Genomic DNA, 26,555 nt, shown 5'->3' with positions numbered 1-26,555 from the left:
AGCGAGCTTGTGCAGGCGACCGGGTCGACGCAACCCAACGGGCTTGTGCAGGCGACCGGATCGACGCAGGACAGCGGACCAGTGCAGGGCCGTGGGTCGGCGGAGGCTCCGGGATCGGCGGAGGCCGCGGGATCGGCGGAGGCCAGTCGGTCGGCTGTGGTCGGTGGGTCGGTGCAGGCCCCGGGATCGGCAGCGGCCGCTCGGTCGGCTGAGGCGGGCGAATCGGTGCAGGCCGGTGGTCCCGCGCAGGTCGCTGGGTCGGCGGACGTCGAGGGGTCGGCGGGGGTCGACGGACCGGCGGGCGTCGACGGACCGGCGGAGGTTGTCGACGACGTCGAGCACACCGGTGAGACACGGAACCAGATGTTGCAGCGGAACGTCGGCGAACTGCTGCAGGAGCTGCGGGTCGCGCAGGCGGGCGTCCAGATCCTGTTCGGGTTCCTGCTGTCGGTGGTCTTCACGGGCCGGTTCCATGACGCCAGCGGGTTCGAGAAGACGCTGCATCTGCTCGCGGTGCTGCTCACCGTCGCGGCGACGGCATTGCTGATCGCTCCTGCGGCGTGGCATCGGATGCTGTTCCGGACTGGGCGAAGGGAGCAGATCCTGCGGGTCGGCAACCGGGTCGTGCTCGTTGGGTTTGGGTGTCTTGCCGCGGCGATCACGGTGACTGTCGCGCTGATCGCGAAGGTCTCATTCGGACCGGTTGCGATGGGGCTCGTCGGCGGGATGGCGATCTTGCTGTTCGGGCTGCTGTGGTTTGCGGTGCCGGGCATGCTTGTCGGCGACCAAAGGCGACGCGACGGTCACTGAGCGGCGTCGGTGCGGACCGCTGTTTGTCCTGCGCAGGACAGAAACGCCGGGGGCGCGGAGCTGTTCATCGAGCCGTCGGCAATTGTTGCCGTAGCGGTCGGGACCGGCCCGTAGCTTCCTGCTCGTGACTGACTCTTCACGGCGGAACTTCCTACGCGGTGCCGGAATCCTCGGTGCCGGTGCGGCGGTGTCCGCGCTTCCTGGTCTGAACGGGATCGCCGCGGCTGATCCCGGTGTCGCTCGGCGGCCGGACGGTGACAGCCCGCGGTTCACGATCGCGGTCATGCCGGACACGCAGTACCTGTTCGACGAGGACCGGGGCGACTCGACGCCGGTGGACGCCTCGTTGTCGTACCTGCTGCGGCACGCGCAGGACGACAACGTTGTCTTCCTCGCGCACCTCGGCGACCTCACGCAGAACGGCCAAGCTCGGGAGTTCGCTGGCATCAGCCGGTCGTTCCAGGTGCTCGACCGGTTCCGGTTCCCGTACAGCACGCTCGCGGGCAACCACGACATCGACGGTTCCACCGACGACCAGCGCGGCCGGACGCCGTACCTCGACGCGTTCGGGCCGCAGCGGCAGCGGAACTCGCCGACGTTCCGCGGTTCCTCGAAGGACGGCTACAACACCTATCACGTGTTCCGGGCCGCCGGTCGGGAATGGCTGGTGCTCGCGATGGACTGGCGTCCGTCGGCGAGCGGATTCGCATGGGCGAAGCAGGTTCTCGCGCAGCACCCTAAGATGCCTGCCATCCTGACGATCCACGAGCTGGTCAACTCCGACGAGCAGGGCAAAGCGTTCCTGTCGGACTTCGGCAAACAGGTCTGGGACGAGTTCGTCAACGAAAGCGACCAGATTTTCCTGACCCTCAACGGCCACTACTGGCCGCCGAGTCGTCTGGTGAAGCGCAACGCCGCCGGCCACGACGTGCACCTGCACCTCACGAACTACCAGGACCGCTACTACGGCGGCAGCGGCATGATCCGGCTGTACCAGTTCGACGTTGCCCGCGGCGTGATCGACGTCCGCACCTTCTCGCCGTGGCTCGACGGGCGGCGCGACCTCACCGAACTCGAGCGCATCGAAGCGGAGCGCAGCACCGACGTCGACTACTTCAGCATCGACATCGACTTCGACAAGCGGTTCGCCGGTTTCGCGCCCGTGCCGGTGCCGCCTGCCCGTCCGGTGAAGCCGCAGCTCGTGCCGGGCACCGTCGCGTATTGGCGGTTCGAGGGCGGCCGCGCGGGGGCTCCGGTTCCGGACAACGCGCTGATCAAGGACCTCACCGGCCGCGGCAACGACCTGCGCCGCGCGACCGTGCCGGGCAGCGGGCCTGACGCGTTGACTTACTCGGCGGATTTCTCGCCCCGCCAACCGTCGCGGGCGAGCCTTCGGTTCGACGGCGCGCGCAACCCTGGCCGCGGCGCGTATCTCCAGACCGTCGACAGCGCGCCGATGAACAACCTGACCTTCCAGCGCGGCTATACCGTCGAAGCGTTCATCCGGCTGCCCGAAGACTTCCGCGACGGCACCCACGGCTGGTGCGGCATCTTCGCGCGCCTAGGCAACGGCGGCGCGGCCGGGAAGTCCGGCGACGACCCCAACGAATCCGCCGCGACGTTCAGCGTCTCGGACGGCGCGGAGCTGCAGTGGGCGGTGTTCCCGGTGAACCAGAACGGGATTTCGACCAATTGGGGCCACGAACTGCCGTTGGCGAAGTGGTGGCACGTCGCGGTCGTCAACGACGGATGGCGCAGCACGCTCTACGTCGACGGCTGCCCGCTGCTGCGCAATCCCAAGACGCCGGCGATCGGTCTGGCCAACCCGGGCGGCAGCTGGCTGGTCGGCGCCTCGTCGTACCGGGGCAAGGTGGAGCGCAGCTTCTACGGCGAGATCGGCGAAGCCCGCGTGGTCGACCGGGCGCTCGCGCCGCGGGAATTTCTGCTGGGGTGATAAGCCGCGCCGATTGGCTGCTCGGCAATTGCGGAAGGCGGGGTGCGCGGGCCTGGGATTGGATCCGGAACGGGCTTGTTGACCGAACGTCGATACGGAACCCCGGGCACGTTATTCCGATTGCGCGGTGGGCACATTCGACCAGTGCGGCCGTTCGGGGGTATTAGCGAAACTGATGGCTTCGGCCAGTCGGTCTAATCGGGGAAAGGCGGTAATAGTCTTCGTGAAGCAGGGCCGGAGCGGGGTGAATTCGTTCGGGCGAGTGCCGATCCGGTTAATTCGCCTAGGCCGGCGGTGTGCCGGTGAGCGGGACCGGGCTTGCTGAAGGCGTGCTGGGATCGGCGAGCGTTCCCGTGCCGGGGACTGGGGCAGGGAACGTCGGTGTGCGGTCTCAGGCGGGCCAGCGTCGATGCTGGACCGTTGCCGGGATTCCTGCCAGCGTCGATGCTGGACCGTTGCCGGGATTCCTGCCAGCGTCGGTGCTGGGGTCGGAGTCCCGGTTGCCTGGTCGGCACGGGTGCCGGTGGCTCGCGTCCGTGCCTGGGGGCATGGACGCGGATGGCTTGGGCCCGCTGCCGGGTCCGGCGTGGAGGCTGATCGCTGGTGTCGGAACTCGTTGCCAGGTACTGCCGGCGGTTGGAGTTCGTTGCCGAGATCAGCACGGGTGCTGGAACCGGTGTTCGGGCCTGGTGCCGGGACCGGGTGCGTTGCCGGAGCTGGCGGCTAGGCCCGCTTCGCCGGTCGGGCAGCGTCGTTGCTGAGCCGGTGGAGTCAGCATCGTTGCTGGAGCCAACGGCCGGAACTGTGCGGTGCGCCAGCGTCATTGCCGGAGCGATGGATCAGGTGCGGCCAGCGTCGTTGCTGGCTGCGGCCGGAACCGGATGCCGCGCCAGCGTCGTTGCCGGAACGGGTGGAAGCCCGTGCTGGCCAGCGTCGTTGCTGGGCCAGCAGTGGAGCGCGCCGGGCTGGCGGCTTGGCCGGAGCTGCCGGGACTGACGCTCGTGCTGGGCTTTCAGAACCGGGACCGGCGTTGATGCTGGAACGGAACTCCGAAGCCGGTGCTCTGGCCTGGACGGTCCCGCCTTGGCAAGTCCCGGATTCGGCCGAACGAGGCCGGGGAAACTCGCCGCGGACGGGGAGCGTGCCGCGGAACCAAGGTGGTCCAGTCCGAGGAACAGCCGATCCGGGCTGGGAATACCAGCCGGGAGCTGTGTCCGAGGACCGCGCCTTGGGAACCACTTGGTTCTGCCCGAGAGCCAGCCGGTCCAGTCCAGGTGCCAGCCTGAACCAGTCCGGCGCAGCCGGAGCGTCGGGCCGACCGCGCTGGCCCGCAGGAGCCCGTGGACCTCGCCGGAGGACCCGAGTCCGGGCACGGCAGCCCCGAACCGAGACCACGAGCCCAGCTCAAGGACCCCGCCAAGCAAGCAGTCCGGCCGCGCCGCGCCGAAAGCTCAGCCGGCACCTCAGACCGAGAACCCCACCGAGAACTCAGCCTGAGCACGCCAACCCGTGAACCCAGCCCTGTGCCCTGCCGCGAAACCCGATCGGCGAAACCCGACCGTGCACCTTGCCCGCACCCGGCCGCGAAACCCGTGGATCAGGCGGTGAGCCGTCCCCACGAATAGTCCTGTTTCGCGAGCTTCAGGTACACGAACAGCTCCGTCGAGACGACGCCCGCGATTGGCCGTACCTCGTCGCCGAGTACGGACAGGAGGTGGTCGTCGTCGCGGCAGAGCAGTTCCGCCAGCAGGTCGAAGCGGCCCGAGCAGAGTGCCACCTGGTGTACGTCGGCGACCTTGGCCAGTTGCTGGGCCACTTCGCGGGCGTCTCCGTCCACCGTGATGCCGACCATCGCCCTTCGGGTCAGGTCGACGTGTTCCGGCGAGGTCACGGCGACTATCTGCACCATTTCCTCTCGCAGCAGCCGTTGTACTCGCTGCCGCACCGCGCCCTCCGAAAGACCCACCGCCTTGGCCAGTGCGGTGAACGACGCCCTGCCGTCTTCCTGTAACAGCGTGATGAGCGTCCGGTCGGTCCCGTCTAGCGCTCTCGGAGCACGCGGTTCCTCGATTTTCGTACGGTTTTCGTCACCCATGCCGTCCCTCCCTGTGTTTCGGCATGTGATTCGTCAGACGCGCAGCGTATCGGCAGGAGCCGGAGAGCAGGAGACCCTTTCCCGTTTTCTTCTCCAGATGGCGGACATGTGCGCTCCCGCACGCCCCCGTTCTGGCTCCGGCAAACAGCGGGTACGGTCGCGAACCGCCGATCCCGAGGAGGAATATTCCAATGACCGAAGCCGTCGCCGCGCCTGTGGTGCCGGCCAAGGGACTCCGTTCGAACGCGCTGGGCATGGTGTCCTCGACGGTGATCGGGATGTCGTCGACCGCCCCGGCGTATTCGATCGCCGCGACGCTCGGGTTCATCGTGCTCGCCGGAACGGGGTTCAAAGCCGCCGCGTTCGTGCTCTTGTCGTTCGTCCCGGTGCTGTTCGTCGCGTGTGCCTTCCGGGAACTGAATGCCGCCGAACCCGATTGCGGCACCAACTTCACCTGGGCCACCCGCGCGTTCGGCAGCCGCGTCGGCTGGATGACCGGGTGGGTCGTCCTGGTGGAGCAGCTGCTGGTGATGAGCAGTCAATCCGCGCTGACCGGCCGGTACACGCTGCTGCTGTTTGGTCTAGACGACCTCGCGAACAACCGTGCGGTGACGACCGCGATCGGATGCGCGTGGCTGCTCGCGCTCTGCTGGCTCTGCTACCGCGGCATCGAGGTGTCCGCGCGGGCGCAGTGGGTCCTCCTCGGCATCGAACTCGCCGTCCTGGTGATCTTTTCCGTTGTAGCGCTCACGCGCGTCTACAGCGGCACTGCGGGCCCGCAAGCGACCACGCCGCAGTGGGACTGGCTGTGGCCGAGCGGAGTGAGTGTCGGGACGGCGGTGTCGGCGGTGCTGCTCGCGGTCTTCATCTACTGGGGCTGGGAGAGTTCGCTTTCGGTGAACGAGGAATCGGCTGATCCGCGGCACGCGCCGGGCCGGGCGGCGATCCTGTCGACCGTGCTGCTGGTGCTCAACTACCTGCTGGTGACCGTCGCGTCGCTGGCTTTCGCGGGCGTGGGCGAGCACGGGATCGGGCTGGCCAACGAGGCGAACGCCGAGGACGTGCTCGCCGGGCTGGGCGGCGCGGTGTTCGGGACGTCCGGGTTCGGCAAGGTCATGGGGTTGCTGCTGATCGTGTCCGTGCTGACCAGCGGCGCGGCCACGAGCCAGGCCACGATCATGCCCGCCGCGCGCACCACGTTGTCGATGGCCAGCCACGGCGCACTGCCCAAGGTGTTCGGCCGCGTGCACCCGAAGTATCAGACGCCGTCGGTGACCACCTGGGCGTTCGGGCTGGTGTCGCTCGCCTTGTACGTGCTGCTGGCGTTGTGGAGCCGGAACGTGCTCGCGGATTCGGTCGACGCGGTCGGGCTCACGATCGCGATCGAGTTCACGGTGACGGCGCTTGCGTGCGTATGGGTGTTTCGCCGGACACTGTTGTCGAGCGTGCGCAATTTCCTGCTTCGCGGCTTACTACCCTTCGTGGGTGGCGTGTTCTTCCTGGCGGTACTGGTGCTCGCGGCGATCGCGTACGCGAGGCCTGACTCCGGAGAGACCACTGTGTTCGGCATCGGCGGTGTCGCGGTGATTGGTGTCGTCGCGATCCTCGTGGGCTTTCCGTTGATGTTCGCCGTGCAACGCGCCTGCCGTGACTTCTTCGCCGGGCGAAGTCTGACGCGCGGCGCCGTTGCCCGCGGCGGTCAGACCATCGAAAGCTAGCAGCGGCGAAGCAGGTCTTCTTCGGTTTCGCGGCGTACGAGGAGCGTCGCGTGCCCGTCGCGTACGCCGACAAGCGGTGGGCGGCCGACGAGGTTGTAGTTCGACGCCAGCGAGTGGTGGTACGCGCCGGTGCACGGTACGGCCAACAGGTCGCCAACGTGGATGTCGTCGGGCAGGCAGACGTCCGCCAGTACGTCGCCGGACTCGCAGTGTCGTCCGACCACCGTCATCGGCGTACGCGCGGCCTTCGTGCGGCGGCCGACGAGACGCGCGGTGTAGCGCGCGCCGTACAGCGCGGGGCGCGGGTTGTCGCTCATGCCGCCATCGACAGCGACGAAGGTGCGTGCGCCGCGTTTCACAGCGCACACGCGGTAAACGGTGATCCCGGCCGGTCCGACGATCGCGCGACCGGGCTCGATTGTCAGGCGTGGCACGGGAAAGTCGTGGGACAAGCATTCGTAGCTCAGGGCGACGCGGAGGCGGCGTGCGTACCCGTCGAGGTCGAAGGACGCTTCACGGTCGGCGTACGGAACCGCGTGTCCGCCGCCGAGATCCAAGTCGCGCAATGTGATTCCGTATTGGTCGCGGATGTGGACGAGCACTTCGACCATCCGTCGTGCGGCTTCCTCGTAACGGTCCACACGGGACACTTGCGAGCCGATGTGGCAATGCAGTCCGGTCAGTTGCAGACTCGGCTGCGAAAGCACTGCGGCGACAGCGCGGTCAACGTTGTCGCGTACGTCGGGGCGTAGCGAGAAGCCGAACTTCTGTCCTTCGGTGCCGGTGGTGATCGCAGCGTGCGTGTCGCCGCTGACGCCGGGCGTGACGCGGATAAGGACGCGTTGTGCGCCGTGCGCGAGCGCGCCGAGTTGTTCGACTTCGTCGAGAGAGTCGAGGACGATGCGGCCGACGCCGTACTGCAGTGCAGCTTTCAGATCTTCAGGAGTCTTCGCGTTGCCGTGTAATAGGATGCGCTCCGCGGGAAAGCCAACAGCGCGTGCGACAGCGATCTCTCCAGCGGAGCACGTGTCGAGCGACAGTCCTTCTTCAGCGACCCAACGCAACACTGCTCGCGTGCAGAGTGCCTTGCTCGCGAAGGCGACGTCGGCCTCCGGCATCGCACGGCGGTACGCGCGGGCTGTTTCGCGCACCTGTTCTTCGTCGAGGAGGTACGCGGGCGTACCGAAGCGCGCCGCCAGGTGGCTGACCGGTGCGCCGGCGAAGAGCAACTCGCCGCCTTCGCCGAGCTTTGTGCCTTGCGGCCAGAGTCCCGGTTCTAGATGGTCGGCGGCCTCGCAGCCGAGACTCGGGAGCAGCTCGCTGAGTGTCACGGTTACCTCCGGTCGATGTCGATCGCGGCGAACATCGCCAGCACACTGCGCCGACCCCGGACCGGAACGTCCCGGAAACGGGCCTCTGACGGCCCCGGCGGTCGTGCTGACGCGTTCTTAACGCGCGAGTAACTTCCGCCACACCCTGGTTGAGCTGGGCTTTGCTGAGTTTTCCGGAGTTCGGCCGTCTTATCGGCCATGGTTGAACAGATGACGGACTTCGCGAACGAGACCGAGCCGTACCGGCACGAGCTTCGGGTGCACTGCTATCGGATGCTGGGCTCGTTCGACGAGGCGGAAGACCTGGTCCAGGAGACTCTGCTGCGCGCGTGGCGCGGCCGTTCGACGTACGCGGGCCGCGCGAGCCTGCGGGCGTGGCTGTATCGGATCGCGACCAACGCGTGTCTCGATCACCTCGAAGCACACCCGCGGGAGTTGCCGGTGCTCGATCTGCCGGTTTCGCACGACTCCGACCTCGCACCGCGTCCCGATGTCGCGGTGCCGTGGTTGCAGCCTGCACCCGACAGCGCGCTTCAGCCGGACGGTGTCGTCGTCGCGCTCGAGACGGTGGAGCTGGCGTTCCTCGCCGCCATTCAGCATCTTTCGCCGCGACAGCGTGCTGCGTTGGTGCTTCGCGACGTACTCGGCTGGTCTGCGCGTGAAACGGCTTCAGCGCTTGGTACGACGCCCGCGTCGGTGAACAGCAATGTGTTGCGCGCGCGGGCCGAGTTGCAGGAGCACTTGCCTACGCGACGTACGGAGTGGGCGTCTGCGTCCGCGAGCGAGGAGGAACGCGCTGTCGTCGCGAAGTACGTGAAGGCGCTCGTAGAGCACGACGAAGCGGCCTTCGCTGAACTGTTGCGCGAAGACGTGCGTTGTAGTCACGCTCCCGGCGCTGGCGGGCACATGGGGTCGGAGCCGACCTGGTACGCGGGGCGGGACACAGTGCTCGAAAGCTGGGCTCCGGCATTCCACGGTGGCGACGCTGCCGAGTTCCGCGTTGTCGAGACCCGCTCGAACGGTTTGCCCGCGCTCGCCACGTACGCGCGCACAGTCGGTGAGTTCCGGGCCTTCGGGCTGGTGACACTGCGGCTGGACGGCGGCCGTGTCGCGGAGGTGACCACGTTCGGTCCGGAAGTGTTCCCGGCCTTCGACCTCCCGCCCGCGCTCGCCTGACGCGTTACGAAAGCCCCCACGAGGACAGGATTCCGAAGAGCTGGTCCCGTTCCGCCGCGGTCAGCAGCCTGCTCGGCGGCCGCACGTCGGGGCGGCACAGGCCGAGTTGCGAGAGGGCGTCCTTGACCACGCTGACGTTGTTGGCGTTCCCGTGCGCGGCGCGCATCTCTTCGAACGGGCGGATGCGGTCCCAGATCTCCATCGCTCCGTCGAAGTCGCGGTTGCGGAGACGGCGGAACAGGTCGAGCGAGATCTGCGGTGCGACGTTCGCCAGGCCGGAGGTGAAGCCTGTCGCGCCGACTGCGAAGTACCCAGGGGCGGACAGTTCGGCGAGGCCGGCGATCCACACGAAGCGCTCGTACCCCGCGTCGCGTGCGACGGTGCGGAAGCGCACCGGGTCCGGCACCGCGTACTTCACGCCAAGCACGTTCGGCGCGACGTCGGCGAGCTGCGCCAAATCTTCACCCTCGATGGCGGGGTTGCGCACGTACAGGACAACCCCGAGTTCGGGCACTTCGTTCGCGATAGCGCGGTGGTAGTCGATCCAGCCCGCGCGCGATACGTACGGGTGCACGGGCTGATGGATCATCACCATGTCCGCTCCGGAAGCGCGCGCGTGCTTCGCGGCCTTCACGGCTGTGCGCACGTCGTGGCCGACGCCTGCGAGGACGCTCGCCTCCCGCGCAGCCTTCGCGGTGACTTCGAGACACTGTCGCGTTTCTTGCTCTTCGAGCGCGTAGAACTCGCCGGTGTTGCCGTTCGGCGTGACGACCTCGACGCCGCTCAGCACGAGCCGTTCGACTAGCCGCTCGTACGTCTCGGCGTCCACGTCCCCGGCCGCGGTGAAGGGGGTCACCGGGATCGCCACCACGCCGGCGAGCCGCTGTCGCTGTTTCTCGAACGCCACGAGCAGATCCGATCTGATATATGATGTCTCGACCGTCGGAGGGTAACACGAGCGGGCAGGACAATCGTCCTGATCTTTGGGATATGCGTCCCAGGTCAATGCCGAAGGGCGGCCCGACCGGCTGTAGGGCCGGCTGCCTGGCCGTCTTGCGGCCCGGCGGATACCTGGTGTCCGAGACCCGCCGGCCGGATTACCGCGCGTGGGAGACCTGGGACGTGCCGCCGCACACCCGCGAAGTGCCGGGGATCGGGGCGGTGGAGCAGCGGGTCGAGGTCACCGAAGTCCGGCTGCCGCTCGCCTCGTTCCGCACCAAGTGCGCGTTCCTGGCCGACGGCAGCGTCCTCACCTCGGACTCGACCCTCCGATTCCGCAGTCAGGGCGAGGTCGAGGCGCGTCGAGGGCTATCGGGTCCTGGACGTCCGGCAAGGCTCCGACCGCCCGGACCGCGAGTTCGTCTTCCTCGCCAAGGCCGAGTGAGTCGGCACGCCCCCGGCGAAGGGGACGTGCCGAATCCTCAGCGCAGGGCGTCCAACGCGAACGCCGTGTACATGGCCACCCCGGCGGCCATCGCCGGTTCGTGGAACTTCACCCGGTTCGAGTGGTTGTCCTCGGTGGTAGCCGGATCCGCTCCCGGCTCGCGGGCGCCGATGAACGCGAACGTGCCCGGAACTCGTTGCAGGACATACGAGAAGTCCTCGGCGCCCATGATCGGCGTGCTCAGCTCCTCGACGTTGTCCGCTCCCAGCACCTCGGCGCCCAGCGACAACACCTCGGCCGCCACTGCCGGGTCGTTGACCGTCGTCGGGTAGCCCGGGTCCACGCCGGCCGACACGCGGCAGCCGTGCGCCGCACCGACTGCCTCGCACACCTTCGGCAGTTCCTCGCGGACGAAGGACCGCGTCGACTCCGACAGGGTGCGAATGGTCCCCTCGAGCACCGCCGTCTCGGGGATGATGTTCGTCGTCGTTCCGGCCTGGATGCGGGTCACCGAGACCACCGCCGGGTCGAAGACACTGATCCGGCGCGTGACCATCGTCTGGATCGCGCCGACCATCGCCGCCGCGGCGGGAACGGGGTCGATGGCGTCCTGCGGGGCGGAACCGTGGCCGCCGCGGCCGGTGATCTCGACACTGAACGTGTCGGCCGACGCCATCATCGGCCCGCCGCGCACTTGCAGGACGCCGCTCGGGCTGTTGGCGATCGTGTGCAGGCCGAAGGCTCGCGTGACGCGCGTGCCCGCCGCGTCCAGCACTCCCTCGTGGATCATGTGCCGCGCGCCGTGCATGCCCTCTTCGCCCGGCTGGAACATGAACACGACCGAGCCCGCCAGGTCGTCGACCCGCTCGGACAGCAGCCGCGCCGCGGAGGCGAGCATCGCGACGTGCGTGTCGTGTCCGCAGGCGTGCATCGAACCGTCGATCTCGGACGAGAACTCCAGACCGGTGTCCTCGGTCAGCGGCAGCGCGTCCATGTCCGCCCGCAGCAGCACAGCCGGGCCAGGACGAGCACCGCGCAGGACGCCGGTGAGCGACGTCGTGGAGCGGCCGTCGGTGAGTTCGATCGGCAGGTCGGCCAGCGCGGCGCGGATCGCCGCCTGGGTGCGCGGCAGCTGCAAGCCCTGTTCAGGATGCCGGTGCACAGCGCGGCGAAGCTCGACAGTGCGGTCCTGCAGCTGCCGCGCGGCGTCGAGCAGCCCGGCGTGCCGGTTGCCGGGCAGGGTGGGGAGGTCGGTGGGTCCGGTCATGGCTCGATAGTGGCACCTCGCACGCTTCCGGCGCACCGTGCGTGCGTTCGCCAGCGAGGCGGAATACGGTGTGCGCATGGCGGTGCAAGAGCCGGTCACGGGCTTCGCGATAGCTGTGGTCCGTGAAGACGGTCGGTGGCGGTGCAGTGCGCTCGATTCCTCGGCGCTCACAGAGCTGGATGCGGCGATCACCGAGCTGGGCAAGCTCCGGTCGACCGGAGCGGCGTTCGGCCTGCTGGCCGTCGACGACGAGTTCTTCGTGATCGTCCGGCCGAGCCCGAGGGGACCGTCGCTGCTGCTGTCGGACGCCGCCGCGGCGCTCGACTACGACATCGCGGCCGACGTCCTCGACGTCCTGCGCGTAGACCCTCCGGACGAGGACGACGACGCCGTTTGGCCCGAGGGCGACCTCGAAATCCTGGCCGACCTCGGCCTGCCCGGCGGCGAACTGGAGGTGATCGTCGGGGAGGTCGACCTCTACCCGGACGAACAGCTGCAGATGATCGCCCAGCGGTGCGGGTTCGAGGCCGAGTTCTCGAAACTGCTGGACCAGCTCTGAGACGGCCGGACGACACCGAGGCCGTGCGGGCCGCGCTGGACGCGGCCCGCGCCCCTGGTGCCGACGTGCCCATCGGCGCGGTCGTCTTCGACCCCGACGGGCGCCCCTTGGCAGCGGCTCGCAACGCGCGCGTCGAACTGGCCGACCCCACCGCGCACGCGGAGATCCTCGCGCTGCGCGCGGCGGCCCGCGAGTTCGGCGACGGCTGGCGGCTGGAGGGCTGCACGCTCGCGGTCACCCTGGAGCCCTGCACGATGTGCGCCGGCGCGCTCGTGCTCGCCCGCGTCGCGCGGCTGGTGTTCGGGGCATGGGAGCCCAAGACCGGCGCAGTGGCGTCACTGTGGGACGTCGTGCGCGACCGCCGCCTCAACCACCGGCCGGAAGTCCACGGCGGAGTGCTCGAAAGCGACTGCGCCGCCCTGCTCGAGGCGTACTTCGCGGACCGGCGGCTAGGGGCCGAGTAGCCCCCGCCGCAAGCCGCGGAGGGGGTCCGGTATTGTTCTCGGCGGTGGCGTGTCCGAGCGGCCGAAGGAGCACGACTCGAAATCGTGTGACGGTTAATCCCGTCCGTGGGTTCAAATCCCACCGCCACCGCTCGCGGGTGGGCGGGCTATGCCGACAGGAAGCGTCGGCATGGCCCGCTCGCCTCGTTTCTGGGGGTGCAACCCCCAGGCCCCGCCCGGAGGGGCTTCGCCCCCCGGACCCCCCCGGAGGTGGTGGGTCGCCTTGGTCTTGGGACGCACGCTGGGGCTTAGCGGGCGTAGCTGGCGGGCACTTTGGGTGGGGGGTGTTCGTTTAGTGCTTCGGTAGCTGGTCCCTGGTACCGGAGGTGGCGCTTTGTACATCTATGCCCGGCGTCGTTCGCTCACGTTCAGCGGCAAGCAGGTCACGATCAAGGCCGCGGTCAAGGACGGCCTGTTCGGAGCGGACAAGAGACACACCTTCACGGTCAGCCGGATCAGCGACGTCAGCAACACCGAACCCCGCGCGTTCAGCCCGGGGTGTCTCAAGTTCAAGGTGACCGGGGCGTCGACGGCGGTCATCGAGAACCCGGCCTCGGGCGGAGACAAAGCCGATATGTGCACGTTTTACTACAGCTCGTCCGACCGGAAGAAGGTGCGGCAGCTGGTCGAGGCCATCAAGGCGGCGATGCCGAAGTAGCTTCTTCCGTAGGCTGGCCGCATGAGCGAAGAGCTTCCGCCGGTCGGCAAGACCGCGGTTGGGGTGGCTGGGCTTCGGGCGTTGGAGAGCGGGCGGCCGGATCGGCTGTTCGAGGATCCCTACGCGGGCGCGTTCTTCCAGGCTGGGCGCGCGCTCTTCGCGGGCCAGGAACGCCATCACCAGCTCGGGATGGTGTTCGCGCACCAGGTCGCGATCCGCACTCGGTTCTTCGACGACTTCGTCTCCGGCGGGACCCAGACGGTGCTTCTCGCGGCCGGTCTCGACGCTCGTGCGTTCCGGCTCGACTGGCCCGACGGTGCGCGCGTGTTCGAGGTCGACCTGCCGGATGTGCTCGCCTTCAAGGAATCCGTGCTGTCCGAAAAAGGCGCGCGGCCTCGCTGCGAGCGCACGACGGTTCCGGTGGATCTGCGCGACGACTGGGTCGCTGCGTTGAAAAACGAGGGATTCGACCCGGACCAGCCGACCGTCTGGCTCGCCGAGGGGCTGCTCGTCTACCTCAGCCGCGACGAGGCGGAACGGATGCTCACGGCCGTCACCGAGTTGTCCGCGCCGGGCAGCCGGGTTTCGTTCGAACACCGGCCGGACGGCGATCAGGACGGATTGCTGGAGCGGGCGCGCAAATACGGCGGCGAGGTCACGGCGCTCTGGCGCGGCGGTCTCGCGGGAGATGCTCCGGAGTGGCTTACCGAGCGCGGCTGGCGGCCGGAAACCGTTACGGTGGCTGAACTTTCCGTCCGTTACGGACGCGAGCCACTGGACCACACGCGCGGCGGATTCGTGATCGCGACCCGCTAATTCTCGTCCTGCAACACCGGTGTGCCGAAAGCGTCGAGGAAAGTCGTTGCCTCTCCTATGGTTGCGACGCCGCGAGTGACTGCTTCCGCGATGGTCTCGCACGCCTCCCGCACCGCTGGCTCGGCGGATCGGTCGCCCGCCAGCAGCGCGACGGCCGCCGGGGACACTCCTTCGGCGATCAGCATGACGCGCGCCGCGGTCTGATCTGCCAGCCGGTCAAGCAAATCCGCCAGATCGAGGCCGACCGACGCGGTCCGCGCGGCGGCTTCGGCGGCCTGGCGGTAGTGCGCGTCGAGTTCGTCCGCGCTGCCCCGGAATTGCGCCGCCGGTTCGCCGCCCCATTTGCGTTCCGCGCTGTGCGCCCCGCGTTCGAACTCCAGCCGTGCCATCACCAACACGTCGCGGCCGCCCGACAACGTGCGCGCGGATTCGCGGATCGTCTGCGGGGAACAGTCGATCTGGCGCAACGCGGCGATCGGGTCCGGGGCACCGATCGCGGCGGCCGCGGCGCCCAATGCAGCAAGCCCGGCGGCCGCGTTGTCCAGCGCCGGGTGGAGGAACGGCATCAACTCAGCAGCGCCGTCGCGATCGTCGGACGGTGGTGGTGGCCTTGGGCGGCCATCCGCAGCTGGCCGGCGAGGTCGGACGTCGCGTCGCCGAGGATGCGCGCGTCGACGTCCCGTGCGGCGAGCGCGGCCTCCCATCGGGCGGCGATTTCCCGCGCGGGCGCGGAAATGCCCCACGGCGTCGATTCGAGACGGGCTTCGGCGAACCGGCCCGCCGCACGGTCCGCGTCGGCAGCTGCTCGATCGAGCGCGTCCGCGGCGGCGTTGAGCCGCTCGCTCGTCGAACCTGCCATGGGGACCTCCGCTGCCGGGAGAGCGCGAACCGCGGCCCGCCACCCTCTGGAGAGATCTAACCCCATCGAGGCCGCCCGGGTCACTCGGCCGGGCGTGCGACGATTCCACATCGTGGGGATCCTTGACCGGCGGATCCGTACCCGGCCAGAATTGGAGTCATGCCAGAGAACCGGGTAGTGCCGCAAGCCGGCCGTGCCCCGGCGCGGTCGGACGGCGAGGGCGTAGCCGCTCTCCTGAGGCGTCGCGGTCGTCTCGGCTCTCCTCCCGCGTAGGCGTTTTTCCGCTGCTGCAGCCGAATTCACCTATTCTTCCGGGAGTACCGCCATGTCTGTAGACCTGCCTGCCCGCCTGCGCTCGTCCGTCACCCCGGACGACGGGATCCTCGAAGGACCGCGCGTGCTGCGCCGCCTTCCGGACGGCGTTGAAGAACGTCCCTACGAGCTTTTCACCCTGCGTCCGCTCGGCCGGGTGATCGGCGCGGAAATCTCCGGAGTGGACCTCGGCGCGCCGGTGTCGCCGCGGCTGCGCGCCGAGTTGAACCGCGCGTTGCTGGAGTGGAAGGTGCTGTTCTTCCGCGACCAGCACATCACCTCTGAGCAGCAGCGCGCGTTCGCCGCGAACTGGGGCGAGCTGGAAACCAACCCGTTCATCCCGCGCGGAGATTCCGATCAGGTCGTGCGGTTCACCCGCACCGCCGGGATGCCCGGGTACGAGAACATCTGGCACACCGACGTCACCTGGCGGCCGAATCCGGCGCTCGGTTCGGTGCTGCGGCTGGTCGAGGTCCCGCCGATCGGCGGCGACACGATGTGGGCCGACATGGCCGCCGCCTACGACAACCTGCCCGCCGACGTCCGCGAGCGGATCGACGGACTCACCGCGGTGCACGATTTCGTCCCCGGTTTCGACCGGTTCACCGACCCGGACCTGCTGGCCCAGTGGCAGGACGCGTACCCGCCGGTCGAGCACCCGGTGGTGCGGACCCATCCGGAGACCGGGCGGCGGACGTTGTTCGTGAACCAGGCGTTCACCACGCACATCGTCGGCCTCGACCGCGCCGAAAGCGACCGGCTGCTGCGGTATTTGTTCCTCCAGGCGCACACGCCGGAGTTCCAGGTGCGGTTCCGCTGGGAGCCGGATTCGGTGGCGTTCTGGGACAACCGCGCGACCCAGCACTACGCGGTCAACGACTACCACCCGCACGTCCGGATCGCCGAGCGCGTCGCGATCGTCGGGGACCGGCCGTACTGACCTCACGAGACTCCGGTGAGGACGGTGTCGACAAGTCGTTCGAGATAGGCGTCGTCGGCGGATTTCGCCCGGATCAGGGTGTGGAACCAGAGGTTTCCGCCCAGCAGATCCATGATCATCTCTGAATCCGCGGCGTCGGCGAGTTCGCCTCGGTCGTGGGCACGGTCGAAGACGGCCTGCTCGCGGCCGAGGCGGTCGGCGAAGAACCGTCCGGCGGCCTCGGCGGTGGCGGGCCGGTCCGGCAGTGCGGAGACGACGGCGGTGATGACGCGCCGGGTCGCCGGATCGGACAGCAGACGGTGGATCTGCTTCGCCAGTTCGAGCAGATCGCCGCGCAGGGAACCGGTGTCGGGGATCGCGAAGGCGAGTTCCGGGGCCTGCACGAGGGCATCGGCGAGGACCTCGTCCTTGGTCGCCCAGGTGCGGTAGATCGTCGTTTTGTGCACTCCGGCCTGCGCTGCGACCGCTTCGACCGTCAGTGCGTCGTAACCGCGTTCGGCCAGCAGCGCGAGGGTCGCGGAGAAGATGGCGTCCGCCTTGCGCGGGCGGGAGGCGGTCCGGTCCATGGCCTGATCCTAGCCCGGTTTGCAACGGTGCGTTGCATTCGGTAGACCGGTGGCATGCAACGCTCCGTTGCAAACTGGGCGAAGGTGGAGACATGAGCGAAGTACTGCCGGTGGTTTTCGTGCACGGCATCCGGCTGTCGGGAGCGTGCTGGCAGCAGCAGAAACGCCTGGCACGCGGTCGGGTCGCGACGCCGGACCTGCCGGGACACGGGGCCCGGCGCGGGGAACGGTTCACGCTCGACGGTGCGGTTGACGCGGTCGCCGAGGCCATCGACGAGGTGGGCGGACGGGCGGTTCTGGTGGGGCATTCGCTCGGCGGCTATGTCTCGATCGCGACTGCGGCCCGTCATCCGGAGCGGGTCATTTCCCTGGTGGGAGCTGGATGTTCGCTGGTGCCCAGTTCGGTGCTGCGCGGCGGATTCCGGTTCGCGCGCCGGGGCCTGGCGACGACCGCTGACGACGGCGCTTCGTTCAGCGCGTGGCTGCTCCGCCGGGTTCTCCCCGCGGAAGTCGCCGAGCCGGTCATCGCGGCGGGAATCGCTTCCGAAGTCATCCCCGACGTGATGGCGGCCGGGATGGATCCGCTCGCCGACCTCGCGCGGTACCCAGGGCGGGTACTGCTGCTCAACGGCCGCCGCGATCACTTCCGCCTCGGCGAACGCCGATTTTTGGCTGCCTGCCAGGACGGCGCGCTGCAGATCGTGCCGGGCGCCGGTCACTACCTGCCGCTCACCCACGGCGAGATCTGCGCGCGAGCGGTTGCCGGGGCGACGGCTTTGCTCAGCGATTAATGCTCACGAGTGGCGAGGCGGGCCGCCTTCCTCCCCCTCCCGCGCTCCCCCGCGCGGTCAAGGCGGCGCCTCGCCACTCGCGAGGCTTCCCCGGGGCAAATCCGTGGAGCCGCGGTCGCGGGCGAAGCGGAAAGTCCCGCGCCCGCGGCTGTTTTCCTCCGGTGGTGGCACCTGCGCACTCGACGACGGTCAACCCCCACGTGACCGTGTCGCCTCCCCCGCGAGGTGCTACCCGTGAGCGCCGGTGCGGCCCAAAAGTGGTCTGGGCCACAGTTTCCGTGCTCATCGGTAAGGTACTCCCGCCCGGTACCAGTCGACCCCGGGCTTGAGCTGCATTTAAGGCAGATGCGCCGTCCGGGTGAAGGCGGGACCAGCGGTCTAGCCGCGAAGTCCTTCAACGGTCGCGAAGCCGTCACTGACCGTCACGCTCGTGCCGCGGCGCGCGGACAGCTCCACGAACCGCTGCAGTGCTTCATCGGCGTCGTCCCCCGTCAACGGTACGCATTCGTTGTCTTCGTCGCGGCGGATCGGCACTAATTCGACCCGCATCTGCTCGCCGACGACGCAGCCGGCGAGCAGGCCGTCGCGGTGCCGGTCGCGCATGGCGGGCCAGTCGAAGACGAGATTGCCCAGGCTGTAGAGGATCGGGCGGCCGCGATACACCTCGACCGGCTGCACGGTGTGCGGTCCGTGCCCGACGACCAGGTCTGCGCCGGCGTCGATGATCGCGTGCGCGTAGGTCACCTGGTACTCGGTCAGTTCTTCGCCGGGGATGCCCCAATGCATCGACACCACGACGTGGTCGGCCTCGGTGCGGGCGCGACGGATGTCGGCCAGCAGCAGCTCCAGGTCGCGGCGGACCGGCGTGGTGTGCACGATCGGCGGGCGGCCGGGGACGTCCAGGACGCGCGGATCCGGTTGGTACGACGTGTAAGCGCCCGCCGCGGCGACACCCGGCGAGTCTTCCGTCGCTTCCTGTCCGACGGGCCAGCACAGCGAGGTGTAGGCGAGGAACGCGATCCGGCCGCCGGGCCGTTCGAGGATCGCCGGCGCGCGCGCCTCGGCGAGGTTCGCGCCCGCGCCGCAATGCGCGATTCCGGCGCGATCCAGCACGGCGAGGCTCGCCATCGCCGCGGCCGGCGGGTAGGTGACGTTGTTGGCGACGGATACGACGTCGATCTCGGCGGCAGTCAGCGCGGTGACCATCTCCGGCGGCGAGTGCCGCCAGTTCGGCTTGTGCGGGATGTCCAACCCGGTCGAGCCGGACAGCGGTCCTTCGAGATTCACGAACCGCACGTCGGCGCCGGTGAGCAGCGAGGTCAACGGGTGGAACGCCGTTTCCGGGTTCGCGCGGCCCTGCAGGTTGACGTCTCCGCCGAGTACGAGCGTGATCATTGCGTCAACCCGTCCAAAGGAGGAAATCCCTCCAGCTCGTTACGAATCGTTGCCCTTTCGTCTTCCTCTGCTTCGCTTGTTCGGGGGACGATGCCTCGACCGTTGACATGCAGAGGGGACTCAGGGTGACCATATCCCGTCGTCCCGCCGGGGGCCGCAGCGCCGGTGGGGCAAGACTGACCAGAGGCGCGGTTGCCGCCTCCGCCGCTGCTCTCGCGCTCGGCGGACTGACCGTGCCCGCTTCGGCGGCGCCGAGCGCGGACGCCCTGATCGCCGAGGTCTACGGCGGGGGCGGCAATTCCGGCGCCACGCTGACCAACGACTTCATCGAGCTGGCCAACCACGGCGGCGCGCCGGTCGCGCTCGACGGTTACAGCGTCCAGTACCTGCCCGCTTCGGCGAGCGCGTCGAGCAAGTGGCAGGTCACGCCGCTCGCCGGGTCCGTCGCGCCGAAGGGCCGCTACCTCGTCGCGGAGGGGAAGGGGAACGGCGGCACGGTCGCGCTGCCGACGCCGGACGCGACCGGGGGCATCGCGATGTCCGCTACCGCGGGCACCGTCGCGCTCGTGTCCGACAGCGCGCCGCTGACCTGCAAGAGCGCCGCCGACTGCGCGGCCGACAGCCGCGTAAAAGACCTCGTCGGTTTCGGTGATGCCGTTGTCCGCGAGGGGAATCCGGCCGCCGCGCCGTCGAACACGACTTCGGTCGCGCGGGCGGCGACGCTCGCCGACACCGACGACAACAGTGCGGATTTCGCGGTCGGCGACCCGACGCCCACCAACACCAAGGGCGAAACCACCGGCACCCAGCCCGGCGAACCCGGCGTTCCGGCGAAGATCCACGACATCCAGGGCACGACGCGGATTTCGCCGTTCAAGGACAAGCAGGTCGAGGACGTCACCGGCATCGTCACCGCGGTGCGGAGCTTCGGTTCGGCACGCGGGTTCTGGATCACCGACCCGCATCCGGACAGCGACCCGCGCACCAGCGAGGGCCTGTTCGTGTTCACCGGATCGACGACCCCGGCGGTGGCGGTCGGCGACGCGGTCACCGCGCAGGGCAAGGTCAAGGAGTACTACCCGGACGCACCCGCGACCTCGAACTATCAGTCGCTCACCGAGCTGACGAGTGCACAGTGGACGGTCGATTCTTCGGGCAACCCGCTGCCCGCCCCGACCGTGCTGACACCGGACCAGGTGCCGGATGTGCTGGCTCCCAAGGCGGACGGCAACATCGAGCCGTTGCCGCTCGAGCCGTCGAAGTACGCACTGGACTTCTGGGAAGCGCACGAAAGCGAGATCGTCCAGGTTTCCGACGCGCGCGTGGTCGGTCCGAGCAACAAGTACGGCGAGCTTTACGTGACCACAAAGCCGCAGCAGAACCCGACTCCGCGCGGTGGCACGGTTTACCTCGGCTACGACAAGATCAACACCGGCGTGCTGAAGGTTCAGTCGATCATTCCTTCCGCGCAGCAGGCGGCTCCGAAGGTCAACACCGGCGACGTGCTCACCGGCGTCACCTCCGGTCCGGTGGAGTACAGCAACTTCGGCGGGTACACGCTGTTCGCGTCTAAGCTGGGTGCGGCCAAGGACAACAAGCTGCAGAAGGAAACCACGCGCAAGCAGCGTCCTGGCGAGCTTTCGGTGGCGACGTACAACGTCGAGAACCTCGCACCGTCCGATTCGGACACCAAGTACGCGCAGCTCGCGCACGGCATCGTCGACAACCTCGCGACGCCGGACATCGTTACCCTGGAAGAAATCCAGGACAACAGCGGCGCGACCGACGACGGAACGGTCGACGCCGACGCGACGCTGAAGAAGTTCACCGACGCGATCGTCGCCGCCGGCGGCCCGCGGTACCAGTGGCGGCAGATCAACCCGGTGAACGACGAGGACGGCGGACAGCCGGGCGGCAACATCCGCGTCGGCTTCCTGTTCAATCCCGCCCGAGTGTCCTTTGTGGATCGACCGGGCGGCAGCCCGACGGCCTCGGTGGGCGTGGTCTCCGACCACGGCAAGGCGCACCTGACGCAGTCGCCGGGCCGGGTCGACCCGGGCAACGAAGCGTGGGAGGACAGCCGCAAACCGCTGGCCGGGGAGTTCGTGTTCCGCGGCCGCACCGTTTTCGTGCTGGCCAACCACTTCAACTCGAAGGGCGGCGACCAGCCGACACACGGCCGCTACCAGCCGCCGACGCGCAGCTCCGAGGTGCAGCGGCAGAAGCAGGCGACTGTGCTGCAGGGTTTCGTGGCACAGCTGCTGGGCGCGGACCCGCGGGCGAACGTCGTGGTGGCCGGTGACTTGAACGACTACCAGTTCTCGCCCGCGCTGGCGAAGCTGACGTCGGGTGGGTTGTTGAAGGACCTGATCTCGACGTTGCCTCCGGCTGAGCGGTACAGCTATGTGTTCGAGGGGCAGTCGCAGGTGCTGGACCACATTTTGGCCTCGGCTGCTCCGCGTGGCGTGGATTACGACGTGGTGCATGTCAATGCCGAGTTCGCTGACCAGGCCAGCGATCATGACCCGCAGGTGGTGCGGTTCCGTCCTTCGGCGGGGAATGCGTTCGCGGACTTCGCCAACGACCTGCTTGATCAGCTGGACCGGTTCTTTCACCGGACGGCGTAGCTAGTTGTCCGTGAGGGGAACCCTGCGGGAATCAGATTCCCTCAGGATTCCCCTCACGGCTTTAGCGCTTTGCCCGCCAGCCAAGCCCCAGCACCGCCTGTACCAGCTCCTGATAACTCGGCTTGACCTCTTCCAAATACCGGTCCAAATACTGTGGCCGAGCAGTAGTCACCGGCTGCGGATCGTCCAGCGCCTCCACGAAACTCAGCCGCGAAACGTTATGCAGCGCCATCTTCCACCACCGATTGGCGCGCTCCCGGGTCTTCTCCTCCCGATCCTGCGCGGCAGCAACCGCGGCGTGCGCGTCCGCCAGTTGGCGTTCGATTTCGTCCGCTCGGGCCAGTTCCCATGCGCGCAGGCTGTCCGCCGAACCGCGGGCCAAGCCCACGATTTCCTTGTACCGCATGGCGGGGCTGGTGGTTCCTTCGGTCACGGCGTGCCTCCCGCGGTCGGCTCGGTTTCTGGGCGCTGGAACGGGATGATGACTTCCGGCGCCCCGTGCGTGGTGCGGTCGAAGAACAAAGCCCGGCCCGGTCGCGGCGACCAGTGCACGACCTGACCCGCGGCGAACGGCGACAGATCATTGCCCTGAACGTCCAGCGCGGCCCAAGTGCCGATGTCGTCTGTGCCGCCGAAGCCGAGGGTGTCCTTGAGCCGTGCGGTGCTGCGCCACCAGCCGATGGTGTGGACGCCGTGCGAGGGCCCGTTCTTCAGCAGCGTGCGAAGGTGGTCCAGACCGCTCTTCAGCTGGCCGACAGCCTTGGCTTCCAAAGCGGGCAGCGCGGCGTCCACTCCGTACAGCAGCAGGATGCGCGGCGTCGTCGTGGAGAGCGATTCGACGATCGTCTCCAGTTCGGCCGACAGGTTGTCGGTCAGCGTCGCGAGATGTCCTTCGGCGACTAGCCGGTCCTTGAGGTCCAAGACCGCCGAAGAGCTCGCTTCGATCGGACAGTGAAGCAGGAACTCGACCTCGCCTTCCTTGAGCTGTTTGGAAAGCGAGCGAGCCGCGGAGTCCATAATGGACAATGCCTCCGCCGTCGCGCCGCCAAGCACGGCGACGTTCCGGCCGGGGACCCGAGGAAGTTCGACGCCGCAAGCAGCCTCGGTGACGTCGATCGACTGGCCGAGAATCGCCCGCGGCTGGGGGCTCGGCTTGAGCTCCAGATAGGCCGGGAACTGTTCCAGCACGGGCGAATGCGCACCGTCGAACAGTCGCGGCCGGGTGAAGCGGCCAGCGTAGAGTTCCCACAGTTTTTGCTGCAGGTTCACGAAAACGTTGCGAGTGCTCGCATCCGGGACGTGCGCGAGCTGATTACCGTGCGCGACACCGGAATCGTGGTTGATCACCGCGTGCCACTTGGGTGCGGACACGGCCGCGTTGTTCGTTTCCGCGAGCACCCGGCGCGCCTTCGGCATCGCGATGCGCAGCGTGCACTGTTCGAAGACCGCGGGTTTGCCCCAGAACGCCTCGATCCCGGCGACGTCCTGGCTGGCCAGCACCAGGTGGATGCCTTGCGAACGTCCGCGCCGCGCGATGTCTTCGAGCAATTGCGTGGCCTGCGCGGTGACCTGGTCGCGTCCGGCGAATAGGTACTGGAATTCGTCGATCACCGCGACGATCCGCGGCCAGTGTCCGCCCGGATCCTGTTCCCGCAGGTCAGCGAGATTCGTGACCTCGTGTTCCTTGGCCGCGGCAGACCGGCGGCGCAATTCGTCGGCGAGGAAACGCAGCAGCGCCAACCCGAATTCGCGGTCGGTGTTGACGTTGACCCCGACCAGTTTCGCGTGCGGCAGCCAGCTGGAGTCCTTGCGGCCGGGTGCGAGACCGGCGAACGACACGCCTTCCTTGAAGTCCAGCAGGTACAACGCCAGCTCGTCCGGCGTGTAGCGCGCGGCGAGGCTGCCCAGCAAGGCGTACAGGAAGTTCGTTTTCCCGGAACCGCTCGGGCCGCCGATGAGCGCGTGCGGGCTCGCGTCGCCGATCACCACTTCGACGGCTTCGCCCTCGTGGAACCCGATCGGCGCGCGCAGCTCCCGCGCGGAGCTTTCCTGGCCGATCTCGGCGGGCATCAGGTCGGCGAACGACCGCGGGCCGCCCTGGCGAGCGATCAGCGCTTCGGCGATGCGATTGGCCGCGCGGATGACCTGCCCGGACGGCATCGGCGGATCAAGGTCCACGACCAGGTCGCTGCCGGTCATGCTGCTGACCGCGCGCCTTTCGTCCAGCAGGCTGAGCGTTTCGATCGACGCGCTCACCGCGGTGGGCACATCGACGAGGATCAGGCAGATCCCAGCCGCGAGCGCGCCGCTGGCCACGCGTTTGAGGTCGCGTGCGCGTTCCGCGTCGAGGGTTTCGCCGTTGCCGTACAGCACCGCGATCCGGTACGGCTCCAGGCGCTGGTTGGTGGCTTTTCGCAGCTCCCGCAACGAGGTGTGGCCCGCCTGCATGCCGGTGGCGTGGATCCGGCGGATGTGCCCGGCGAGTTCGTCGAGCAGATCCTCCAGCCGTGTCGGGTCGTACAGCGACAGCGCGCTCGTGCGGCTGAGCGGGTACAGGTCCGGCAGGATCGCGGTGAGCTGCCCGACGTCCCACAGGTGGATTTTCACCGCACCGGGCTCGAACGCCGACAGCACGCGCATCAGCAGGCCCTGCACGATCCCGTCCACCACCGGCCGCGTTTTCGGCGCGGACGTGATGGCCAGGTGCGATTCGTCCAGCAACGGCACGGCGACGTCGAACGTGCGCGAGATGTCGCGTCCGGCCGCGGTGGCCGAACCGACCCGCCACAGCGCGGGCGCGGCGACGCCGGGATTCGTGCCGACGCGGCCGAGCCATTCGCTCGGCGGCCGTCCGGCCGGGCCCGGCGCGTGCGCGGCGACGAGGTCGCGCAGTTCGCCGGGACCGGCGCTCCAGTCGGTGTAGAAGGCGGTGCGGGTGCCGCCGAGCGCGGCGAACACCTCGTGCGCCGCCGGATGCCGGGCCCACTCCGTCTGCTGCGCCGGATCGGCGTGGTCCATGCCGACCCGGACGATCTCCTGTTCCAGCGTCAGCCGCGCCACCTCGGCCTCGGCCATTTCGCGCGCGCCCGCCGCGGCCCCGAGCACGAGCCCGATCTGGTGCCGGACCCGGTCGAGGGCGGTTTGCACACGATTGCGTTGCTCGGCTGCCTTGCTGGCCATCTCATCCCTACAGGCGTGACTGGTAGCCGCCCACTAAATCGTCGGCGGCGGCTAAACGGGTGAGGAGGTGCTCGAGCGCCTCGTCGGCCTGCGCCAATTGCCCCGGCAGCCACGGATCTGCCTTGGCTTGCGCGTCGACGAGTGCGCGCCGGGCGTCGCCGAGCAGGGTCCTCGCCCGCTCGGCGTGCGCCCGTCCGTCGCCGACCCCCGCTCGCGCGGCGGTGAGCAACTGGTGGATTTCGGCGAGCCCCGACATCGGCGTTAAAGCCGCGCCGAGTAGGAATCGGCCGACGAGATGCCGGCCTGGATGGTGCTCTGCATGCCGGTGATCCCTTGCAGCGCTTCGGCGAGCAGGCCGTGCGCCTGGTTCACCTCGTGCTGGCTGCTGCCCTGGGTGGCTTGGGACAGCGACAGCTGTGCTTCTTCGAGTGCCTGCGCTGCCTGCTGCAGCGCGGCGATGCTCGCGGACGCCTTCTCGTTCGCGAGCGCGATACCAGCGCGGATCTCTTCCACTCCGGCCATGGGGGCGGGCTCCTCGGTACGTCAGGGGCTGGAACGACCACGTACAAACTTAGCGTGATCAAGTGTTTTCGGTAAGTAAGTGAGGGCGGGAGAATCGACAAAGCCCCGGACGCGGTCGGCAGTCCGGGGCCAGTCGGGCGTTGGATCCATGGGTGCGCACGCGGGGCCCGAAACCCGCGTGTCAGCCTTCTGACCTGCGGGTTCGTGGTGCGTGCGCGACGGCCAACGCCCAGGTCAAAACGGTATTCGTGACACCGGCGAACCTCTCCGGACAGCTGCGATCAAGTCTGCGGCGAAGCCTAGCGGGTAGGACCGTTCGGCCGATCCCAGCCCCTGCCGCGGTTGCGGACAGCGACGGGCTTCAGCGAGCGCCCGCCGGATTCGGGTCGTCGCCGAGGTAAGTCCCGTAGCCCTCGACGACGAGTGGGCCGTCGAAGACCAGGACCTCGTTGACCAATCCGCCCTTCTGGTTGCGGTAGTTGATGACCAGCGCGCCGAGCCCGACGTAGACGCCGACGACCTCGAAGCGGAGATCGGGGATCCGGCGCAGCCCCTCGGCCCAGTACGTGCGCAGCGCGGCTTTGCCCCGGATGACGCCGTCGCCGCCGACTACCTGGACCGCGACCGGTGACCGGAAGGTCACGTCGTCGGCGAAGTGGGTCATCAGGGCGTCGAGATCGTGGGCGTTCCAAGCCTGTGCCCAATGCGCGGCGAACTCTTGAGCTGCACTGTGGTCCATGAATGGATTCTGCCAGCGGAATATCGTTGCCAGGCAAGGGATTTACGCAAAAACACCTTCGGCGTTGCGGCGGAGGATGCCGGATTCGAACCTGCGAGGGCGTGAACCCACCACGCTTTCCAAGTCTGCTCACGGGTGTTCACCGGGGGACTCGGGTTGCGGATGCCCAGGTCAGCGCCCTATGGAGTGGTCGGGGAACCGGGGCGACCCGGGGGGAATGCGACCAGGCCAGACCCGGGTTCGGCTCCGACGTCTGGGGAGCGAAAGAGTTCTTCTTAGTCGCGCGCTGGTAGTCGAGTGTGGGAACCTGGACGTCAACGCCGAAGGCGCAGCACACTCAGACGTCGTGATTC

The 26,555-nt window shown here is 68.6% G+C and carries 24 protein-coding genes and 1 tRNA gene; 12 read left to right on the top strand and 13 right to left on the bottom strand.

The window, feature by feature from the left end; genetic code table 11:
* The first annotated feature begins 363 nt into the window (after positions 1-363).
* The gene (locus L3Q65_RS34060) at positions 364-810 is read left to right on the top strand and encodes a DUF6328 family protein (RefSeq protein ID WP_043834838.1); all 447 of its coding nucleotides are present in this window, start codon (positions 364-366) and stop codon (positions 808-810) included.
* A 124-nt stretch (positions 811-934) separates the two neighbouring features.
* Positions 935-2,764, top strand: a complete 1,830-nt coding sequence (locus tag L3Q65_RS34055; RefSeq protein ID WP_237597554.1) for a LamG-like jellyroll fold domain-containing protein — start codon at positions 935-937, stop codon at positions 2,762-2,764.
* 1,597 nt (positions 2,765-4,361) lie between these two features.
* Here the strand turns inward: L3Q65_RS34055 and L3Q65_RS34050 are convergent.
* A complete protein-coding gene (locus L3Q65_RS34050; protein ID WP_009084674.1) occupies positions 4,362-4,859 on the bottom strand; it encodes an Lrp/AsnC family transcriptional regulator in 498 nt (165 codons plus the stop codon).
* A 191-nt stretch (positions 4,860-5,050) separates the two neighbouring features.
* On the opposite strand from L3Q65_RS34050, the gene L3Q65_RS34045 reads away from it, so the two are divergent.
* Positions 5,051-6,577 carry an APC family permease gene (locus L3Q65_RS34045; protein WP_237597553.1) on the top strand — a complete coding sequence of 509 codons (1,527 nt, stop codon included), beginning with the start codon at positions 5,051-5,053 and terminating at the stop codon, positions 6,575-6,577.
* On the opposite strand, the gene lysA is transcribed toward L3Q65_RS34045, so the two are convergent.
* Positions 6,574-7,908, bottom strand: coding sequence for a diaminopimelate decarboxylase (gene lysA / locus L3Q65_RS34040; RefSeq protein WP_237597552.1), 1,335 nt, complete (start codon positions 7,906-7,908; stop codon positions 6,574-6,576). The two genes, L3Q65_RS34045 and lysA, sit on opposite strands and share 4 nt — an antisense overlap.
* Before the next feature lie 210 nt (positions 7,909-8,118).
* Between lysA and L3Q65_RS34035 the strand changes: the two genes are divergently transcribed.
* Positions 8,119-9,084: an RNA polymerase subunit sigma-70 gene (locus L3Q65_RS34035; RefSeq protein ID WP_237597551.1), complete on the top strand. Its 966-nt coding sequence runs from the start codon at positions 8,119-8,121 to the stop codon at positions 9,082-9,084.
* A gap of 4 nt (positions 9,085-9,088) precedes the next feature.
* On the opposite strand, the gene L3Q65_RS34030 is transcribed toward L3Q65_RS34035, so the two are convergent.
* On the bottom strand, positions 9,089-9,991 hold the full coding sequence (locus tag L3Q65_RS34030) for a dihydrodipicolinate synthase family protein (protein WP_237597550.1): 903 nt from the start codon (positions 9,989-9,991) through the stop codon (positions 9,089-9,091).
* A gap of 514 nt (positions 9,992-10,505) precedes the next feature.
* Positions 10,506-11,735 carry a M20 family metallopeptidase gene (locus L3Q65_RS34025; RefSeq protein WP_237597549.1) on the bottom strand — a complete coding sequence of 410 codons (1,230 nt, stop codon included), beginning with the start codon at positions 11,733-11,735 and terminating at the stop codon, positions 10,506-10,508.
* 76 nt (positions 11,736-11,811) lie between these two features.
* Between L3Q65_RS34025 and L3Q65_RS34020 the strand changes: the two genes are divergently transcribed.
* The 5 genes from L3Q65_RS34020 (at position 11,812) to L3Q65_RS34000 (ending at position 14,271) form a co-directional block, all read left to right on the top strand.
* Positions 11,812-12,294 (top strand): tRNA adenosine deaminase-associated protein, encoded by a 483-nt coding sequence (locus L3Q65_RS34020; protein WP_037354362.1) that lies wholly within the window; start codon positions 11,812-11,814, stop codon positions 12,292-12,294.
* A 23-nt stretch (positions 12,295-12,317) separates the two neighbouring features.
* Positions 12,318-12,758, top strand: coding sequence for a nucleoside deaminase (locus L3Q65_RS34015; protein ID WP_237597548.1), 441 nt, complete (start codon positions 12,318-12,320; stop codon positions 12,756-12,758).
* Positions 12,759-12,801: 43 nt separating this feature from the next.
* Positions 12,802-12,888, top strand: a tRNA-Ser gene (locus L3Q65_RS34010).
* Positions 12,889-13,131: 243 nt separating this feature from the next.
* On the top strand, positions 13,132-13,455 hold the full coding sequence (locus L3Q65_RS34005) for a hypothetical protein (RefSeq protein WP_182892693.1): 324 nt from the start codon (positions 13,132-13,134) through the stop codon (positions 13,453-13,455).
* Positions 13,456-13,476: 21 nt separating this feature from the next.
* Entirely contained in the window at positions 13,477-14,271 is a 795-nt protein-coding gene (locus tag L3Q65_RS34000; RefSeq protein WP_182892692.1) for an SAM-dependent methyltransferase, read from the top strand.
* Here L3Q65_RS34000 and L3Q65_RS33995 read toward each other — a convergent pair.
* Complete coding sequence (locus L3Q65_RS33995) at positions 14,268-14,837, bottom strand: hypothetical protein (protein ID WP_237597547.1); 570 nt, start codon at positions 14,835-14,837, stop codon at positions 14,268-14,270. The genes L3Q65_RS34000 and L3Q65_RS33995 overlap by 4 nt on opposite strands.
* Positions 14,837-15,130 carry a hypothetical protein gene (locus L3Q65_RS33990; RefSeq protein ID WP_220507595.1) on the bottom strand — a complete coding sequence of 98 codons (294 nt, stop codon included), beginning with the start codon at positions 15,128-15,130 and terminating at the stop codon, positions 14,837-14,839. Before L3Q65_RS33990 ends, L3Q65_RS33995 begins: the two co-directional genes overlap by 1 nt.
* A gap of 325 nt (positions 15,131-15,455) precedes the next feature.
* On the opposite strand from L3Q65_RS33990, the gene L3Q65_RS33985 reads away from it, so the two are divergent.
* Complete coding sequence (locus tag L3Q65_RS33985) at positions 15,456-16,382, top strand: TauD/TfdA family dioxygenase (protein WP_182892689.1); 927 nt, start codon at positions 15,456-15,458, stop codon at positions 16,380-16,382.
* A 2-nt stretch (positions 16,383-16,384) separates the two neighbouring features.
* On the opposite strand, the gene L3Q65_RS33980 is transcribed toward L3Q65_RS33985, so the two are convergent.
* A complete protein-coding gene (locus L3Q65_RS33980; RefSeq protein ID WP_182892688.1) occupies positions 16,385-16,948 on the bottom strand; it encodes a TetR/AcrR family transcriptional regulator in 564 nt (187 codons plus the stop codon).
* 92 nt (positions 16,949-17,040) lie between these two features.
* Between L3Q65_RS33980 and L3Q65_RS33975 the strand changes: the two genes are divergently transcribed.
* On the top strand, positions 17,041-17,739 hold the full coding sequence (locus tag L3Q65_RS33975; protein WP_182892687.1) for an alpha/beta fold hydrolase: 699 nt from the start codon (positions 17,041-17,043) through the stop codon (positions 17,737-17,739).
* Positions 17,740-18,117: 378 nt separating this feature from the next.
* Here the strand turns inward: L3Q65_RS33975 and L3Q65_RS33970 are convergent, their stop codons facing one another.
* The gene (locus L3Q65_RS33970) at positions 18,118-19,134 is read right to left on the bottom strand and encodes a CapA family protein (RefSeq protein ID WP_237597546.1); all 1,017 of its coding nucleotides are present in this window, start codon (positions 19,132-19,134) and stop codon (positions 18,118-18,120) included.
* Positions 19,135-19,367: 233 nt separating this feature from the next.
* Between L3Q65_RS33970 and L3Q65_RS33965 the strand changes: the two genes are divergently transcribed.
* Positions 19,368-21,761 (top strand): endonuclease/exonuclease/phosphatase family protein, encoded by a 2,394-nt coding sequence (locus L3Q65_RS33965; protein WP_304504529.1) that lies wholly within the window; start codon positions 19,368-19,370, stop codon positions 21,759-21,761.
* Between the two features lie 61 nt (positions 21,762-21,822).
* Here L3Q65_RS33965 and L3Q65_RS33960 read toward each other — a convergent pair whose 3' ends face one another.
* The 5 genes from L3Q65_RS33960 to L3Q65_RS33940 all read right to left on the bottom strand — a co-directional run bounded on the left by L3Q65_RS33960 (position 21,823) and on the right by L3Q65_RS33940 (position 26,202).
* Positions 21,823-22,194: a hypothetical protein gene (locus L3Q65_RS33960; protein ID WP_037808549.1), complete on the bottom strand. Its 372-nt coding sequence runs from the start codon at positions 22,192-22,194 to the stop codon at positions 21,823-21,825.
* A complete protein-coding gene (locus tag L3Q65_RS33955; protein WP_237597545.1) occupies positions 22,191-24,941 on the bottom strand; it encodes an FtsK/SpoIIIE domain-containing protein in 2,751 nt (916 codons plus the stop codon). The genes L3Q65_RS33960 and L3Q65_RS33955 overlap by 4 nt, the downstream gene beginning before the upstream one ends.
* Before the next feature lie 7 nt (positions 24,942-24,948).
* Positions 24,949-25,197, bottom strand: coding sequence for a hypothetical protein (locus L3Q65_RS33950; RefSeq protein ID WP_009084637.1), 249 nt, complete (start codon positions 25,195-25,197; stop codon positions 24,949-24,951).
* Positions 25,198-25,202: 5 nt separating this feature from the next.
* Complete coding sequence (locus tag L3Q65_RS33945; protein ID WP_009084635.1) at positions 25,203-25,463, bottom strand: hypothetical protein; 261 nt, start codon at positions 25,461-25,463, stop codon at positions 25,203-25,205.
* 361 nt (positions 25,464-25,824) lie between these two features.
* Positions 25,825-26,202, bottom strand: a complete 378-nt coding sequence (locus L3Q65_RS33940) for a nuclear transport factor 2 family protein (protein ID WP_237597544.1) — start codon at positions 26,200-26,202, stop codon at positions 25,825-25,827.
* Positions 26,203-26,555 lie beyond the last annotated feature (353 nt).

The sequence above is a fragment of the Amycolatopsis sp. FU40 genome, assembly GCF_021903635.1.
GTDB classification, from domain to species: domain Bacteria; phylum Actinomycetota; class Actinomycetes; order Mycobacteriales; family Pseudonocardiaceae; genus Amycolatopsis; species Amycolatopsis dendrobii.
Note: the sequence above shows the minus strand (reverse complement) of the source record. Positions and strands in the feature narration are given on the sequence as shown.